Here is a 15,142-nt window from a genome sequence, read left to right as displayed (position 1 = left end):
GCAAAAATGTATATCTTTTCTAAATCACATTGTAATTATATCATTCAATTTTTTCAATTCTTCTTCACAGGCACGATCTGTCCAACAGGAACTAATATTTTTTCTTTTACACATTTCTGCCTTTGCATCTCCAAATGCACTTCTCGTTTTTTCAAGATTTTTCTCTCGTACATTCTTCCCCTCTGCGTTCCTTCTCCAACCACAAAAATATACCTTGGCTTCTTCTTCGATTTTCCTTCTTTTAGAAGCAATTTTTAATGTATCTTTATAATCTGGGCGCATCGTAAATTCTTCAGGAATTCTTTTGTTTAACGCTTCAAAAAAATCAAGTGGAACAAATTTATGTGTTGGATCATATTTTATTTCAAGATAATCTACCAATTTTTTATAATCATCAATAAAACATTTGGCTTTATACCCTTTCTCTATTTCCAATTCAAATACCACCGGATATAATCCTAAAGTTGTCAAATACAGGCGGTATGGAATTATATCCGTCAAGAAAATACAACTAAAAGTTTTTCCATTAAACTCAAATGGAAATGTTGCTCTCTCTTCTCCCTTTTTCATCATGTCTTTATGCAGGGTTTTCAATCCTGTAAATTCAAACATTTTCATCCAATCACCTTCGTTCTTCTACCAATATTGATTTCCTTATATCACTTTTGCGAAAAAGTATCCTTTCGCCAAAATGTATATCTCCCATTTCACAAAGCATATCCCCTGGGGTAAACCTCCAGTTATATCATCACTCTACGGAAACAGAAACACACATCCATTTTTCTTTCAAAATCGCAGAAACCTTTGATTTACTGGGCTTTTCTCGACAGAAGGCAGACTGTTTCAACATGCCCGGTCATCGGGAACTGATCCACCGCCCAGGCCTTCTCCGCCCGATATCCTTTCTTCTTAAAATACGCTAAGTCTCTCGCCAGCGTCTCCGGATTGCAGGAGACGTACACGACGCGGTCCGGGTTTAAGATCGCGACGGCGTCCATGAATTCTTCGGTGCTTCCGCTTCTTGGCGGGTCCATGAAGACGACGTCAGCGTGGGCATTCTGGGATGCCATCTGGACCATGAATTTTCCGGCATCGTTGTTGTAAAAACGGATATTTTTCTCACCGTTTACCTTCGCGTTTGTGACTGCATCCCGGACAGCGTCCTTATTTAACTCAACGCCGATCACTTCTTTTGCCGCTGATGCCGCAACGATCCCGATCGTTCCGATCCCACAGTAAGCGTCAACGACCATCTCTTTTCCGGTAAGGCCTGCTGCCTCGATCGCCAGATTATAGAGTTTCTCCGTCTGGACCGGATTGATCTGATAGAAGGATTTTGAGGAGATCCGGAATTTTTTCCCGCAGAGAACATCCACGATAAATCCCGGTCCGTAGAGGACGTGCTCTTTCTCTCCGAGCACCATGCTGGTGTTTCGGTCGTTTACATTCTGGACCACGGTCGTGATCTCCGGATGGACTTTTCTCAGCGCTTTCACAAAGTTATTCTTCGAAGGGAACACCGGCGATGCCGTGATCAGGACCACCATGATCTCCCCTGTCGCATGGGCTGTTCGCACCAGAACATGGCGGAGGAAGCCATATCCGGTGTCCTCATCAAATACCTTCATCTTGAACGACGGAAGCAGTTCCCGGATCGTTCCGATGATCTCATCCGCCTTTTTATTCTCGATCAGACATGTTTCTACCGGCAGAACCGTGTGGGTTCCCTCTTTGTAGACTCCGGAAATGATCCTGCCTTTCCGGTCTCTCGCCATCACCGCATGAACCTTATTTCTGTAATGGAACGGATCATCCATGCCGATGATCGTCTCGACCTTGCAGAACGGGCGGAGAAGGTCTGCAACCTCTTTCTTTTTGTGCTCTAGCTGCTTCTCATACGGCATGTCCAGATACTGACACCCGCCGCAGGATTTAAAATGCGGACAGAGAGAGTTCTTTTTCCCCGATTTCCCGCTATTCTGGTCTCCCCGTGCCCGGGTATTCAGCATTTCTCCGGATTTCCGGTTTGTTCTTCCGTTACCGTTTGTCCACTCTTTCTTTTCACTCATTTTCTTCATCTTCTTATCCCGGTTTTCTCTATTTTCCATCTCTTGTTTTCTCCATTCTCTTTTTCTATCTTTTATCCGGCTTCCCCTTGATTCTCCCAATCCATCTGATTATAATATCACATAAAGTATATCTTTTTTCCCCGAATTATTCTACATGATTTTACATAAGTTTAGACAGAAAGGACATACACTCATGGAAAACACATGCAATCACGACACTGCTCAGCCAGCTTCCACTCCATCCCCTGTCGCCGAGACAGGCCGTCCGAAAGATTGTTCCGGACGTCTTGAGACAGAGATCCGCACTTACGATCTTCTCGACTCCTTGAATATCCCCTACACCCGCGTCGACCACGAAGCCGCATTCACGATCGATGCCTGCAACGGTGTTGACGAGATCCTCGGGATCCACATCTGCAAGAATCTCTTTCTCTGCAATGCACAGAAGACAAAATTTTATCTTCTTCTGATGCCGGGCCACAAGAAATTCAAGACAAAAGTCCTCTCAAAGCAGATCGGCTCCGCACGGCTCTCCTTCGCAGATGATGATCACATGAAGGAATATTTAAAGCTGACTCCCGGTTCTGTCAGTGTGATGGGGCTTATGAACGATCCGGAAGATCATGTAAAACTTCTGATCGACTCCGATGTCTTAAAGGACGAATCTTTCGGCTGCCATCCATGCATCAACACCAGCAGCCTGAAGATCAAAACATCCGATATTCTCGAAAAATTTCTCCCGGCCGTTCACCATGAACCGACGATCGTGGATCTTCCTTGGGAAGAGTAAAAGAAGAACAGGAACATGGCTCCTCAAAAAGTCTTGTTCCTGCTCTTCTTTTTCCTTTATTCTTTATCCTATATCCTTTTGCTGAACGCTATTCTCAGACTTTCCGCCGGACTCGCGGTACTTTCCCATGTATGGGAGATTTCTCTTGCCCGGCAGAATCTTTGTCCTAACTGCCTGTCCGCCAAAAACGGAAGTTGCAGGTCAGAAAGGACCTTTTTTCCCTTACTGCATCACACCGCTCGCATTGAAGGTATAATCCACACCGTCAATGTTCTTCGTCGTTCCTGTCACCATCGCACCTAACTCTGCCGGATCAAGATAGTACCAGTAGCCATCCGGATTTACCCAGCCGCTCATTCGTCCGCCATCGCGGTAGAAATACCATTTTCCGCCTTCCTGCTTCCATTCGCCGCTGTCGATTGCGGTTCCCTGTGCAGCCTTCGGAGCATAGTCTTTATATGCGAATTCCAGGCAGACATTTCCGTTGATCCCGTTTACACGTCCTTTATCTGTGCACTGCCAGATCGTACGTCCCTGATACTGTCCGTCCGCGCCATATCTCGCAAGCCAGAGATCGTATTTGATCTGGTTTGTATCCATCTCGTTCGTAAACTTGCTGTAATCACTGTAAACGATCGGGGTATATCCGGCCGCAGCGATCGTGTCACAGAACGCGTTTACCACATTTGTCAGATCCTGCACTGATAAATAGTCCAGAATATATTTTGATTCCACATCCACGGCAACGGGAAATTTTACCGCATATCCGGACATCTTTTCCAGAGTATATTTTGCTGCCGCTTTTGCCTCATCGACAGTCCGGGTCTGGAGGAACACATACGGGGCCGCCTGAACTCCGTTTGCAGAAGCCCCTTTCATATTTTTCTCATAATATTCGTCCATAGTGTACTGTCCTTCATATCCAAAGGATCCCATACGAATATATGCAAAGGAGACATCATCCGCTGCAACCTTCGCCCAGTCGATATCGCCCTGCCATTTGGAAACGCTGATGCCGCGAAGAAGCGCCCCGTCCATATTTTTTCCATTCGCGTCTACGTAAACACCGTTGACCTTTTTCCATGCACTTGCCGGATCACTTGTCGTGGTATCCGTGGAGGCCTTATTCTGGTCCTCGTATCCCGGTCCAACCGGAGTCTCATCCGCAAAAGATGTAAAACTGCCCTGTGTGATCATAAGCGCTGCGAGAAGCGCTGCCATATATCGAAATTTTTTCTGAAACATTCTAAAACCGCCTTTCTCTTTTCATACGTCTTTTTTCCTGCCAAAAGTCATAACCTTGAGGCTTCTATCATCTGAATATCGATCGTAAACTGCATTCTCCATCCAATGTCTCTCCAAAGCTTCGGCATAAACATCCCTTTTCTTTAAGACGTACCAAGTATACTACAATTTCCCTCTTTTTTTATTAAGAACTTCTTACGTTTTCGTTGTCACACATCTAAGACTTTGTGGCAAAATTCCGTCCAAACCATAGATGCGGACACATTGGCAAATGTTCTGCCAGGAAAAGCATAACATTTTCCTATCTGGTCGACAAACGGTCGATTTCATACATAAAAAGCTGTCCTCACCGGACGGCCTTTTCCTCACGCCGAGCGCGATCGCCTGCGCCAATTTTCTTCTTCCACAAGTGCATCTCATTGGCACATCGTGCCCTTTTGCTTAACAGAAAATTCCCTGTTAAAGTCACCACCACCCTTCAAAAGGGTGGTTTGCACTAGGGCTATAAGCCCACCGTTACTAGGCCAGCGTCTCAAGGCGCTGGCTTTCTCTTTCAGCTATGGGAATCCTGCTTACGCAGTCTTCCCACAGCTCCGTTCAAGCCATATTGCTCTTGACTCGTCGCTACCCCTTAAGGGGTGTTGATACTACTTAGCCTCAACCCTTGAAAGGGTCTTCATATTCTTTTACACTTAATTTATCCATTGCAATATCATGCTTTTCCTGATCTTGAATATATTTCTTGATTGTGGCTTCATTTAGTCCTACTGTACTAACATAATAACCTTCTGACCAGAAATGACGATTACCAAATTTATACTTTAAATTTGCGTGCTTGTCGAACATCATTAACGCACTCTTCCCTTTTAAATATCCCATGAATGAAGATACACTCATTTTCGGTGGAATACTTACTAGTATATGGACATGGTCCGACATCACATGACCTTCGATGATTTGTACGCCTTTATAACTGCATAATTGTTTTATAATGTCTCTAATGTCTTCTCTGTATTGATAATAGATTACTTTTCGTCTATACTTAGGTGTGAAGACGATATGATATTTGCACATCCATTTCGTATGTGCGAGTGAATTTTCTTTCTTCGCCATAAATTACCTTTCCTTTCTGCAATATAGCCTGAACAACTTTATTGTAAACGGAAAGGTAATTTTTTGTATAACAATCGACGCGCACCCGCATAGCGGGTGGTTTATTGTTTCGCCCATCTCCATTTTTCGGATCAGCGAAAAACTCCAATGGGCTCAACAGACTAAAGTCCATAACAAATGAAAACACGCTTCGCGAGTTTCCCCTTATTATCGCGACAGTCGCCAAGGTCTCGCGCAAGTGCGGACTTTGACCCGTTATTCGCGTAAATAAGAAAAACCCCTGAAAAATCAAGGGTTTCGAGCGGAGACGGAGGGATTCGAACCCTCGTACCGGGATGAACCGATAAACGCATTTCGAGTGCGCCGCGTTACGGCCGCTTCGCTACGTCTCCGGATTGTCTGCTTTTTGAAAAAGCAGACTATATATTATTATACATATTTTTTTCGATTTGTATAGAGGATTTAAAAAATTTATTTTAATTCCCCTCCGCAAAATAAGCATCCACCGCTCCCGCGATGCCGCTCGCGATCTTTCCCCGGTAGCCATCGTCCTGAAGCCATGTGTCCTCGTCAGGATTGCTTAAGAATCCCATCTCGAGCACACAGACCGGGATCTCGCACCAGTTGATATCGGAGGAGCTGTCCGTCTCCTGGACGCCTCGATTCTTCGTTCCTGTCGTCCCGCAGACGGTATCCACGATCTTTTTGGAAAGATTGTAGCTCTTGTCATGAAGAGACGCGTTGTAAGGGTTCTGGGCTGTCATACAGGTTGCTAATGCCCCATAGACACCAGAGTTGTCCATGGAATCCGCGTGAAGCCGGATCAGGATATCCGCGCCGCTCTGATTTGCTGCGACGGACCGCTCCGCGCTGCTCATGTTCACATCGTTGCTCGTCCGGATCATGACGACATGGTATCCGCGGTTTGTGAGCTCTGTCTCAAGCTTTTTTGCGACCGCAAGAGTGACCTCATATTCAGGGACGCCGCTCGCCGTTCCAACCGAGCCTTCCGGCATCTTCGCCTTCATCGTCGAAGAGGACGGGCCAATCGGCTCCTTGGAAGTATTGGCTTTCGCCTGGTGTCCCGCATCGATCGCGACGGTATGTCCGTTAAACGGAACTTCCGGAGCAGTCTCCGCGTCATCGTTCGCCGCGGCTGTATAAGCCTCCGCCGCTGACTCTCTCGCTGCCGCGACACTCTCCTCCTCCGACATCTCCGAAGCCATCTCCTCTGATTCGGAGACCGATTCCGCATCCTGCGAGCTTTCGGCCGCCTGATCTGCGCTCATCATCTCCCCGGCAGGATTGCCCAGTGCCTGAAGATCAGCTTCATCGGAATTTTCCGTTCCCTGTTCCTCGCCGGATCCGCTTTCTGACTCCGCTGCCACAGTCTCGCTGCTCAGATCCACCGCCTCATATTTTCTCGTCCCATTGCAGCCGGAAAGCACCAGTGCAAAAAAGACCGCAGAAATAAGGAATCGGAGGAGCCCGTTTCCCTTTTTCATCCTGCTCATAGGATCGTTCCCCCTCCGACTACACATTCATTTTCATAAAATACAACTGCCTGTCCCGGCGTGATCGCACGCTGCGGCTCTTTAAACCGGCATTCCACGGTTCCGTCCGAAAGCTCCCGGATGATACACGGAGATCCCTTGTGGCTGTAGCGGATCTTCGCGAGAACTTCCCGTTCCCCGCCGTGAAGTCCGTCGATCGCCATCCAGTTCACATCCTTGCAGACCAGATGGTCGGAAAATACATCATTTCCTTCGCCGATCACAACCTCGTTCGTCTCCGGGCGAATTCCTGTGACAAACACCGGATGGCCCATCGCGAGGTTTAAGCCCTTTCTCTGACCGACCGTGTAATGAGTGATCCCCTTATGTTTTCCAAGGATCACGCCATTTTTATCCACAAAGTTTCCGCTTCCCGGAACACTTTCGGCTTCCCGCTCGATAAATCCGGCATAATCATTATCCGGAACGAAGCAGATCTCCATACTGTCCTTCTTCTTTGCTACGGCAAGTCCACGGTCCTCGGCGATCTTTCGCACCTCGTCCTTCGTGTAATCACCGATCGGCATCAAAGTTTTGGAAAGCTGGAACTGGGTCAGGTTATAGAGCGCGTAAGTCTGATCCTTCGCCGCCGTCACGGAGTTCCGGATCGTATAACGGCCGTTCGGCAGCTGGCTGATCCTTGCATAGTGACCGGTCGCGATATAATCGGCTCCGATCTCCAGGCTGCGCTCCAAAAGCGCCTCCCATTTTACATAGCGGTTGCAGGCAATGCACGGATTCGGTGTCCGTCCGTGCAGATACTCCGCAACAAAATAATCAATGACATTCTTCTGGAATTCTTTCCGGAAGTTCATAACATAGTAGGGAATTCCAAGTGTCCACGCGACACGTCTCGCGTCCTCCACCGCACTGAGTCCGCAGCATCCGCCGTTTTCCTCAATAGTACAGGAATCCTCTTCCTGCCAGATCTGCATGGTGACACCGATCACGTCGTATCCCTGCTCCTTTAAAAGACAGGCAGCAACCGATGAGTCCACGCCTCCGGACATTCCTACCACGACTTTTTTCTTCATTAATATTCCTCGTCCTCTTCATGCTCACTGATATCGGACACCGGCTTCTGTAAGCCTTTGATCTCGATATGGTGCTTTTCTGCATAATCCCAGAGTGCTGCATGGATCGCTTCCTCCGCAAGCAGGGAGCAGTGAACCTTTACCGGCGGAAGTCCGTCAAGTGCTTCCATAACTGCCTTATTGGTTACTTCCATCGCTTCCTCGATCGTCTTTCCCATTACCATCTCTGTCGCCATGCTGCTTGTGGCAACGGCAGCACCGCAGCCGAAGGTTTTAAACTTACAGTCACGGATGATATGTGTCTCGTCATCAATGTCGAGATAGATTCTCATGATATCGCCGCATTTTGCGTTTCCGACAGTACCTACGCCGCTGGCGTCCTCAATTTCTCCCATGTTTCTCGGGTGCTGGAAATGGTCCATTACTTTCTCTGAATACATTCTTTTTCCTCTTACTTTCTGTTCTTCTTAATGAAATCCTCATAGAGTGGGGACATTGCGCGAAGCTTCTCCACGATCTTCTTAAGGCAGTCTACAGTATGGTCGATCTCTTCCTTCGTTGTCTCCTCGCTTAAGGTAAGGCGTAAGGATCCGTGCGCGATCTCGTGCGGAAGTCCGATGGCTAACAGCACATGGGACGGGTCCAGGGAACCGGATGTACATGCAGATCCGCTGGATCCGCAGATTCCGTCCATGTCCAGCATGATGAGTAAGGACTCACCCTCGATAAACTGGAACGCAAAGTTCGCATTGTTGGAGAGACGGTTTGTGCGGTGACCGTTTAAGCGTGTGTACGGTATCTCGTCCATGACACGTCCGATCAGGTAATCACGGAGTTCTGTCTCTTTCTTCTTATTATTCTCAAGCTCTGCCATCGCGATCTCGACTGCTTTTCCGAGACCCACGATTCCCGGCACATTCTCAGTTCCGGCACGGCGTTTTCTCTCCTGGGCGCCGCCGTGGATGAAGGAGCGGAGTTTTAAGCCTTTTCTGATATAGAGGAAGCCGACTCCCTTCGGGCCGTGGAACTTGTGTCCGCTGGCGCTTAACATGTCGATATGGTACTCATCCACATTGATCGGTTCATGGCAGTATGCCTGAACTGCGTCGGTGTGGAAGATAATTCCGTTTTCATGGGCGATCTCACCGATCTCTTTAATCGGCTGGATCGTTCCGATCTCGTTGTTTGCGAACATTACAGAGATCAGGATCGTATCCGGGCGGATCGCCTTCTTTAACTCGTCGATGGAGACGGTGCCGTACTCATCCACCGGGAGGTATGTGATCTCGTAGCCGCGCTTTTCAAGATATTCACAGGTGTGAAGGATCGCGTGGTGTTCGATCTTTGTTGTGATGATGTGTTTTCCCTTGGATGCATATGCCTCCGCAGTTGCGATCAAAGCCCAGTTGTCGGACTCGGAACCGCCGTTTGTAAAGTAGATCTCATTGTCCTTTGCGCCGAGAGAATTTGCGACCGTCTCTCTTGCCTTTGCGAGCGCTTCCTTACACGGTGTGGAAAACTCATATACCGCAGAAGGGTTTCCGTAATATTCTGTATAAAACGGCAGCATGGCTTCCACGACTTCCGGACGTACCTTTGTCGTAGCCGCGTTGTCGAGATAAATTACTTTCTTCATTGTTCCGCCTTTCTGTTTTAAGAGGTTCAAAGCCTGATAACACTATTAGTTTATGCCATGACCCGCGAGTCAGCGCCGCAAAAAGCGCGGACAGGCCACAGATATTTTACATTATATACGAAACCCCTCAGGAATTTCAACCGGTATTCTCATGTTTTTTCAGAAATACACAGTAAATCACTAAGTATTAAAGAATTTGTGATGATTTCAGTCTTCATATCAGTCATCCGTCTGCGATAAACCGGATTCATATCATTCCCCTGCTCCCACATATATATAACCGAATCCTTCTGCCATTTCGGAGCTGCCATGCCTTCTTCCCATAAGCCCCATCCACTCATCACCGGAACAATTCTTCTCACAGCCGCCGGTCTCCTCTCCCGCGTCCTCGGCTTTTTCTACCGGATCTTTCTCTCCCGCACGATCGGCGCCGAAGGTCTCGGGATCTATCAGATGATCTTTCCGGTCTACGGGATCTTTTTCTCCTTGTGCGCCGGCTCGATCCAGACTGCGATCTCCCGTTTCATCGCAGCGGAGCCGGAACATGCGAAGCGGACGCTTGTTTCCGGATTTCTCCTTTCCTTTTCCATGTCACTCTCCGCGGCCCTTATGATCCGACATTTTTCCGGATTTTTCGCGGGATCTGTCCTCATGGAACCGCGGTGCGCCCCGCTGCTCTCCGTCATGGCCTTTGCGATCCCCTGCACTTCCGTCCATGCCTGTATCTGCGGCTACTACTACGGAAAGGAAAAGGTGACTGTCCCTGCAGCCGCCCAGCTCTTTGAACAGATGATCCGGATCTTTACGGTCTTTCTCCTGGCATCCATCTGGATCGAGAAGAAGATTCCGATCACGGTGTCGCTCGCGGTATTCGGCCTGGTGGCCGGAGAGGCCGGATCTGCTTTGTTTGTCCTGATATTTTTTCTTCTTTTTCATGAATTTCATGGAAATAAAAATAATTCAGCAAATTTCTCCGATCATGCCGCCCACAAACCTCATAAATTTCAAAGTACCGCAGACATTCCGGAACTCCTGGATTTCCTGTCTCCCATGAGTGCTCTCCTCGCTCTCGCCGTCCCGCTCATGGCCAACCGGCTGATCCTGAACCTCTTACAGAGTGCCGAGACGATCATGATCCCGGAGCGGCTCACTGTCTACGGCCTCACAAGGTCCCAGGCTGTCAGTACATATGGGACTCTCACCGGCATGGCAATGCCGTTTGTCCTCTTTCCCTCCGCTCTCGTAAACTCTCTGGCTGTGGTCCTGCTGCCGTCGACCGCCAGACACCAGTCTGCCGGAAACACCTCCGGCATCGCGGACGGGATCTCCATGTCCTTCCGCTACAGCCTCTACCTCGGGATCTTCTGCATCGGGGTATTCACGGTCTTCGGCGAAACTCTGGGGCTGCAGATATTTAAAAGCCAAGACGCCGGATCTTTCATTCAGATCCTTGCCTGGCTCTGCCCGTTTCTCTATCTTGCCACCTCGTCCGGCAGCATTTTAAATGGCCTTGGAAGGACGAAGCTCACATTTTTCCATCACCTGGTCTCGCTCCTCGTCCGCATCGCTTTCGTGTGGTTCGGGATCCCGGTGTTCGGGATCCGGTCCTGCCTCTGGGGGATGTTAGCAAGCGAGGTTCTCCTCGCCCTGCTCCATATTCTGGCGCTCCGAAGGATCACTGCGTTTGAATGGAACGCATGGACCCTGATCGGAAAACCGGTTTTCTGCCTGCTCTGCGCGCTCTGGATCTTCCGCCTGTTCCCGGAAGACTTCCCGATCCCGTCAGGTTTTCCGGAATTTTTCCGCACTGCCGTCCGGATCCTCATCCTGTCAGCCGCCTACTTCCTGCTTTTGCTGTTTTTCCACAGGAAACCGCAGCGCTCCGCTGCATAAGTCAAACAAACCATTCCGCTACTCGTCGAACTCCACTGTCACATAGTATCCGCGGTCATTCTGGATGATATCCTTCACGATGCCCTTTTTGCTCTTCAGCCGCTCCGTGAAGCGAAACAGCCCCGACATGGCCACCGCCGGCTCGATCATGTAATTGACATTGACCGGTGTGACCGACTCGCTGACATCCACTTCCTGCCCGACCTCAACGAGACCCGGGCGCTCCATTTTAAATACGATCTCTCTCATTTTTATCCTCTTTTCCTGATAAATACAACAGTTCTTCCGATACGCTCTTCTGACAGAAAAACAGATGCCGCCAGCCCGCTTTTGTCGCGTTCTCTGGCGGCATATAATCTTTTTTCTTAGTCAGACATGACTCCCATCTCTTTAAGATGCTGAGTAACCGTAAATTTATCCCAACGAAAATCCATTCTGCAGTTGAAATAACCGTTCTGCGAAGGTGTGTATCATCCAGCGACCATCATTTGCATGGACCTGATTTCCTTATTACTTACCCTCGTAAATGATCGCGGAATCCACATCATATTTCTGAAGCTTCTCTCTACCCTTTAATCCCGCAAGCTCCATCACAAAGCAGATCTTAACGACCTCGCCGCCGAGTTCTTCCACGAGCTTTGCGATCGCCTCCACAGTTCCGCCGGTTGCGATCAGATCATCGATGATCACGACCTTCTGACCCGGTTTGATGGAATCTTTATGAAGCTCGATCGTTCCGGTGCCGTACTCTAAGGCATACTCCATAGAAACAGTCTCTCTCGGAAGCTTACCCGGTTTTCTCGCCGGGACAAAGGATTTTCCCATCTCATACGCGACCGGTGTTCCAAAAATAAATCCTCTGGACTCCGCGCCGACAACCACATCGAAATCCACGTCCTTCACCATCGCAAGGAGAGAATCGATTGCCAGCTTAAATCCATCCGGATCCTGTAAGATCGAGGTGATATCGCGGAAAATAATTCCCGGCTCCGGGAAATCCGGAATGCTTACAACATAATCTTCCAGCTTTTTCATAACTTTTCTGGTTCCTTTCTTTCTGTCTCACTATTTCTGCAGCGATCCTGCTTTCATTTCAACCCAATTTGTTGGCTTTGCATTTTCAGGGCCACCGCTGATATTCTGTTTTCGCAGCAATCTGGTCCTTTTTCCAAAGGACCTCTATTGGCGGTTTCCGTTCTCTGCCGGAAACTCTTTTTTATTTTATCACATGTGTATTTTTCTGGCAACCACGAGAAAAAGCCAAAACCTTAGTTGAACGCCCATCTTTTTTGTAGTATAATCGGAACCAGTTCCGATTTACGTTGTTTGCCACCTAAAAGAGGTGAAAGTCTGATCTGACTGAAATAAAATATTACAGAAAGTTCAACGCCCGGCTGTCTTTTTCCATGCCAGGCTGTTGTTTAAATTGGTGAAGCAATCATGAAAATATCTACAAAAGGCCGTTATGCGCTCCGCATGGTCATCGACCTGGCGGAACACACCGAGGATGGGTTTATTTCCTTAAAGGATATCGCCGCCCGCCAGGGTCTCTCAAAAAAATATCTGGAGCAGATCGTCCCGCTCTTAAATAAGACCGGAATGCTCTCCACTACCCGCGGATACCAGGGCGGATATCGTCTCGCGAAAGCTCCGTCGGAATGTACGGTCGGTGAGATCTTAGAGACCACAGAGGGCAGTCTCGCCCCGGTCTCCTGTCTCGAGCACACCCCGAATCCCTGCGAGCGCTGCTCCGCCTGCGATACGCTCCCGGTCTGGGAAGGTTTAAACCGCGTCATCATGGACTACCTGGACGGCATCACGCTCCAGACGATCCTGGACCAGAAACATGCGCTGGAGGAGAAACACAGACTGGCAGCGGAGGAGATCTTAAACAGTGTGAAGGGGCCATGCAAATCATAAGATTGGCAGCGCCGGTATCGGTCAGGTCTTCCACCTCATAATACCAAATGATATAAGCTTCGTAGCTAGTTCCTTCCGAAATAACTGCTGCGAAGCTATTTTTTCTTCGATCAGTTACAGTAGACAGCTACTCTCACCCATCAGAAATACACTCACAGATCATCTTTTCATCTTATATCTCCTGCGTTCCCCCTTATGTTTTGCATAAACCTGCCACCAGCGTTTTCCTGCAGTTATACAGCCACAGCAAAACAGCAGCCACATGCACTTTTTTTTGCGCACTGGCTGCTGTTTTTCGTTCACTTATTGAGGGGGAATATCATATTGGGAGTATTTTGCAAGGATCTTATGATCTCCGGGACGATTCCTGCCAGGCATTCATCGTCCCGTACCATTCTGTAAAAGCAGTGGATTATTCCTGTAATGTCTTAAATGCCTCGTCGAGATCCTCGATGATATCGTCGATGTTCTCAGTACCGATGGAGAGACGGATCGTGTTCTGCTTGATGCCCTGATCTGCAAGCTCCTCATCGTTTAACTGGGAGTGGGTTGTGGATGCCGGATGGATGACAAGGGATTTTACATCGGCAACGTTTGCGAGTAAGGAGAAGAGTTCCAGGTTATCAATGAACTTCTTCGCAGCCTCTGCACCGCCTTTGATCTCGAAGGTAAAGATGGAGCCGCCGCCGTTCGGGAAATATTTCTTGTAAAGTCTCTGCTGCTCCGGATCATCGGATACGGACGGATGGTTTACTTTTTCTACGAACGGATGGTTGTTTAAGTACTCAACGACTTTTAATGCGTTCTGTACATGGCGCTCTACACGGAGGGACAGTGTCTCAAGTCCCTGTAAGAAGATGAATGCGTGGAACGGGGAGATCGTTGCGCCTGTATCACGAAGTAAGATCGCACGGATCTTTGTGACGAATGCTGCTCTTCCTGCTGCCTTTACGAAGCTTACGCCATGGTAGCTCGGGTTCGGCTCAACTAAGGACGGGAACTTTCCGCTTGCTTCCCAGTCGAAGTTGCCGCTGTCGATGATCACACCGCCAATCGTGGTTCCGTGGCCGCCGATGAATTTTGTAGCGGAGTGGAATACGATATCTGCGCCGTACTCGATCGGTCTTACAAGGTACGGAGTCGCGAACGTGTTGTCCACAACAAGCGGGATCTTATGTGCGTGGGCGATGGAAGCCAGCTTCTCGATATCAACAACATCGGAGTTCGGGTTTCCAAGTGTCTCAACATGGATCGCTTTTGTGTTCTCCTGGATCGCATTCTCAACTTCCTCGTAGTTGAACGGATCAACGAAGGTTGCTGTCACGCCGTACTCCGGAAGTGTGTGTGCTAAGAGATTGTATGTACCGCCGTAGATATTCTTTGCTGCGACGATGTGGTCACCTGCATGCGCAAGGTTCTGGAATACATAGGTTGCTGCTGCAGCGCCGGAGGCAACTGCCAGCGCCGCAACGCCGCCCTCCAATGCTGCGATTCTCTTCTCGAAAACATCCTCTGTCGGGTTTGTCAGTCTGCCGTAGATGTTTCCTGCGTCTGTGAGTCCGAAACGTGCTGCCGCATGCTCGCAGTTTCTGAATACATAGGAAGAGGTCTGGTAGATCGGAACTGCTCTCGCGTCAGTCACCGGATCCGGCTGCTCCTGTCCTACATGAAGCTGTAATGTCTCAAATTTGAAGTTTCTCTCTGCTCTTGTCTTCTTTGCCATAGTGATTTTCCTCCTCTTATCTCGGATCGGGATGTCGCGTGTGGTTCCCGAAAAAAATTTCTTGTTTTCATTTACCAACCACCCTATCTGGTTGCAAGGTAATAGTACCATATGTTGGAAAATCTGTCTAATTGGATGTACTCAGGGCTTGCTATAGGTTTTTTCT

General features: G+C 48.7%; 14 protein-coding genes and 1 tRNA gene. 3 read left to right on the top strand and 12 right to left on the bottom strand.

Annotated elements, in window-relative coordinates:
• Positions 1 to 24: 24 nt before the first annotated feature.
• On the bottom strand, positions 25 to 612 hold the full coding sequence (locus FN001_RS05775; protein ID WP_118297882.1) for a DUF6037 family protein: 588 nt from the start codon (positions 610 to 612) through the stop codon (positions 25 to 27).
• 197 nt (positions 613 to 809) lie between these two features.
• The gene (gene rlmD, locus FN001_RS05770; protein ID WP_243121941.1) at positions 810 to 2,108 is read right to left on the bottom strand and encodes a 23S rRNA (uracil(1939)-C(5))-methyltransferase RlmD; all 1,299 of its coding nucleotides are present in this window, start codon (positions 2,106 to 2,108) and stop codon (positions 810 to 812) included.
• Between the two features lie 154 nt (positions 2,109 to 2,262).
• Between rlmD and FN001_RS05765 the strand changes: the two genes are divergently transcribed.
• Complete coding sequence (locus FN001_RS05765) at positions 2,263 to 2,859, top strand: prolyl-tRNA synthetase associated domain-containing protein (protein WP_142411114.1); 597 nt, start codon at positions 2,263 to 2,265, stop codon at positions 2,857 to 2,859.
• Positions 2,860 to 3,081: 222 nt separating this feature from the next.
• Here FN001_RS05765 and FN001_RS05760 read toward each other — a convergent pair whose 3' ends face one another.
• The 7 genes from FN001_RS05760 to nifS form a co-directional block, all read right to left on the bottom strand.
• Positions 3,082 to 4,104 carry a GH25 family lysozyme gene (locus tag FN001_RS05760; RefSeq protein WP_142411113.1) on the bottom strand — a complete coding sequence of 341 codons (1,023 nt, stop codon included), beginning with the start codon at positions 4,102 to 4,104 and terminating at the stop codon, positions 3,082 to 3,084.
• Between the two features lie 657 nt (positions 4,105 to 4,761).
• Positions 4,762 to 5,217, bottom strand: a complete 456-nt coding sequence (tnpA, locus tag FN001_RS05755) for an IS200/IS605 family transposase (RefSeq protein WP_142410635.1) — start codon at positions 5,215 to 5,217, stop codon at positions 4,762 to 4,764.
• 302 nt (positions 5,218 to 5,519) lie between these two features.
• Positions 5,520 to 5,609, bottom strand: a tRNA-Ser gene (locus FN001_RS05750).
• A gap of 84 nt (positions 5,610 to 5,693) precedes the next feature.
• Positions 5,694 to 6,731, bottom strand: a complete 1,038-nt coding sequence (locus FN001_RS05745) for an N-acetylmuramoyl-L-alanine amidase family protein (RefSeq protein ID WP_243121940.1) — start codon at positions 6,729 to 6,731, stop codon at positions 5,694 to 5,696.
• On the bottom strand, positions 6,728 to 7,804 hold the full coding sequence (gene mnmA / locus FN001_RS05740; protein WP_142411111.1) for a tRNA 2-thiouridine(34) synthase MnmA: 1,077 nt from the start codon (positions 7,802 to 7,804) through the stop codon (positions 6,728 to 6,730). Before mnmA ends, FN001_RS05745 begins: the two co-directional genes overlap by 4 nt.
• Entirely contained in the window at positions 7,804 to 8,244 is a 441-nt protein-coding gene (nifU, locus tag FN001_RS05735; protein WP_021904779.1) for a Fe-S cluster assembly scaffold protein NifU, read from the bottom strand. The genes mnmA and nifU overlap by 1 nt, the downstream gene beginning before the upstream one ends.
• Positions 8,245 to 8,255: 11 nt before the next feature.
• Complete coding sequence (nifS, locus tag FN001_RS05730) at positions 8,256 to 9,440, bottom strand: cysteine desulfurase NifS (RefSeq protein WP_118322114.1); 1,185 nt, start codon at positions 9,438 to 9,440, stop codon at positions 8,256 to 8,258.
• A gap of 309 nt (positions 9,441 to 9,749) precedes the next feature.
• On the opposite strand from nifS, the gene FN001_RS05725 reads away from it, so the two are divergent.
• Complete coding sequence (locus FN001_RS05725; RefSeq protein ID WP_142411110.1) at positions 9,750 to 11,333, top strand: oligosaccharide flippase family protein; 1,584 nt, start codon at positions 9,750 to 9,752, stop codon at positions 11,331 to 11,333.
• A gap of 18 nt (positions 11,334 to 11,351) precedes the next feature.
• Here the strand turns inward: FN001_RS05725 and FN001_RS05720 are convergent, their stop codons facing one another.
• Positions 11,352 to 11,582 (bottom strand): hypothetical protein, encoded by a 231-nt coding sequence (locus tag FN001_RS05720; protein WP_182426484.1) that lies wholly within the window; start codon positions 11,580 to 11,582, stop codon positions 11,352 to 11,354.
• Between the two features lie 261 nt (positions 11,583 to 11,843).
• On the bottom strand, positions 11,844 to 12,368 hold the full coding sequence (locus tag FN001_RS05715) for an adenine phosphoribosyltransferase (RefSeq protein WP_118297723.1): 525 nt from the start codon (positions 12,366 to 12,368) through the stop codon (positions 11,844 to 11,846).
• 405 nt (positions 12,369 to 12,773) lie between these two features.
• Between FN001_RS05715 and FN001_RS05710 the strand changes: the two genes are divergently transcribed.
• Positions 12,774 to 13,253: an RrF2 family transcriptional regulator gene (locus FN001_RS05710; protein WP_142411109.1), complete on the top strand. Its 480-nt coding sequence runs from the start codon at positions 12,774 to 12,776 to the stop codon at positions 13,251 to 13,253.
• A 412-nt stretch (positions 13,254 to 13,665) separates the two neighbouring features.
• Here FN001_RS05710 and FN001_RS05705 read toward each other — a convergent pair whose 3' ends face one another.
• Complete coding sequence (locus FN001_RS05705) at positions 13,666 to 14,976, bottom strand: O-acetylhomoserine aminocarboxypropyltransferase/cysteine synthase family protein (protein ID WP_142411108.1); 1,311 nt, start codon at positions 14,974 to 14,976, stop codon at positions 13,666 to 13,668.
• Positions 14,977 to 15,142 lie beyond the last annotated feature (166 nt).

Source organism: Clostridium sp. Marseille-P7770 (genome assembly GCF_902143525.1).
Classification (GTDB): domain Bacteria; phylum Bacillota; class Clostridia; order Lachnospirales; family Lachnospiraceae; genus Pilosibacter.
The sequence above is the reverse complement of the archived record's forward strand: the minus strand, read 5'-3'. Positions and strand labels throughout refer to the sequence as shown.

Coding starts and splice junctions, on each gene's coding strand:
- FN001_RS05775 (WP_118297882.1), bottom strand. CDS start 612: ATGTTTGAATTTACAGGATTGAAAACCCTGCATAAAGACATGATGAAA.
- rlmD (WP_243121941.1), bottom strand. CDS start 2,108: ATGGAAAATAGAGAAAACCGGGATAAGAAGATGAAGAAAATGAGTGAA.
- FN001_RS05765 (WP_142411114.1), top strand. CDS start 2,263: ATGGAAAACACATGCAATCACGACACTGCTCAGCCAGCTTCCACTCCA.
- FN001_RS05760 (WP_142411113.1), bottom strand. CDS start 4,104: ATGTTTCAGAAAAAATTTCGATATATGGCAGCGCTTCTCGCAGCGCTT.
- tnpA (WP_142410635.1), bottom strand. CDS start 5,217: ATGGCGAAGAAAGAAAATTCACTCGCACATACGAAATGGATGTGCAAA.
- FN001_RS05745 (WP_243121940.1), bottom strand. CDS start 6,731: ATGAGCAGGATGAAAAAGGGAAACGGGCTCCTCCGATTCCTTATTTCT.
- mnmA (WP_142411111.1), bottom strand. CDS start 7,804: ATGAAGAAAAAAGTCGTGGTAGGAATGTCCGGAGGCGTGGACTCATCG.
- nifU (WP_021904779.1), bottom strand. CDS start 8,244: ATGTATTCAGAGAAAGTAATGGACCATTTCCAGCACCCGAGAAACATG.
- nifS (WP_118322114.1), bottom strand. CDS start 9,440: ATGAAGAAAGTAATTTATCTCGACAACGCGGCTACGACAAAGGTACGT.
- FN001_RS05725 (WP_142411110.1), top strand. CDS start 9,750: ATGCCTTCTTCCCATAAGCCCCATCCACTCATCACCGGAACAATTCTT.
- FN001_RS05720 (WP_182426484.1), bottom strand. CDS start 11,582: ATGAGAGAGATCGTATTTAAAATGGAGCGCCCGGGTCTCGTTGAGGTC.
- FN001_RS05715 (WP_118297723.1), bottom strand. CDS start 12,368: ATGAAAAAGCTGGAAGATTATGTTGTAAGCATTCCGGATTTCCCGGAG.
- FN001_RS05710 (WP_142411109.1), top strand. CDS start 12,774: ATGAAAATATCTACAAAAGGCCGTTATGCGCTCCGCATGGTCATCGAC.
- FN001_RS05705 (WP_142411108.1), bottom strand. CDS start 14,976: ATGGCAAAGAAGACAAGAGCAGAGAGAAACTTCAAATTTGAGACATTA.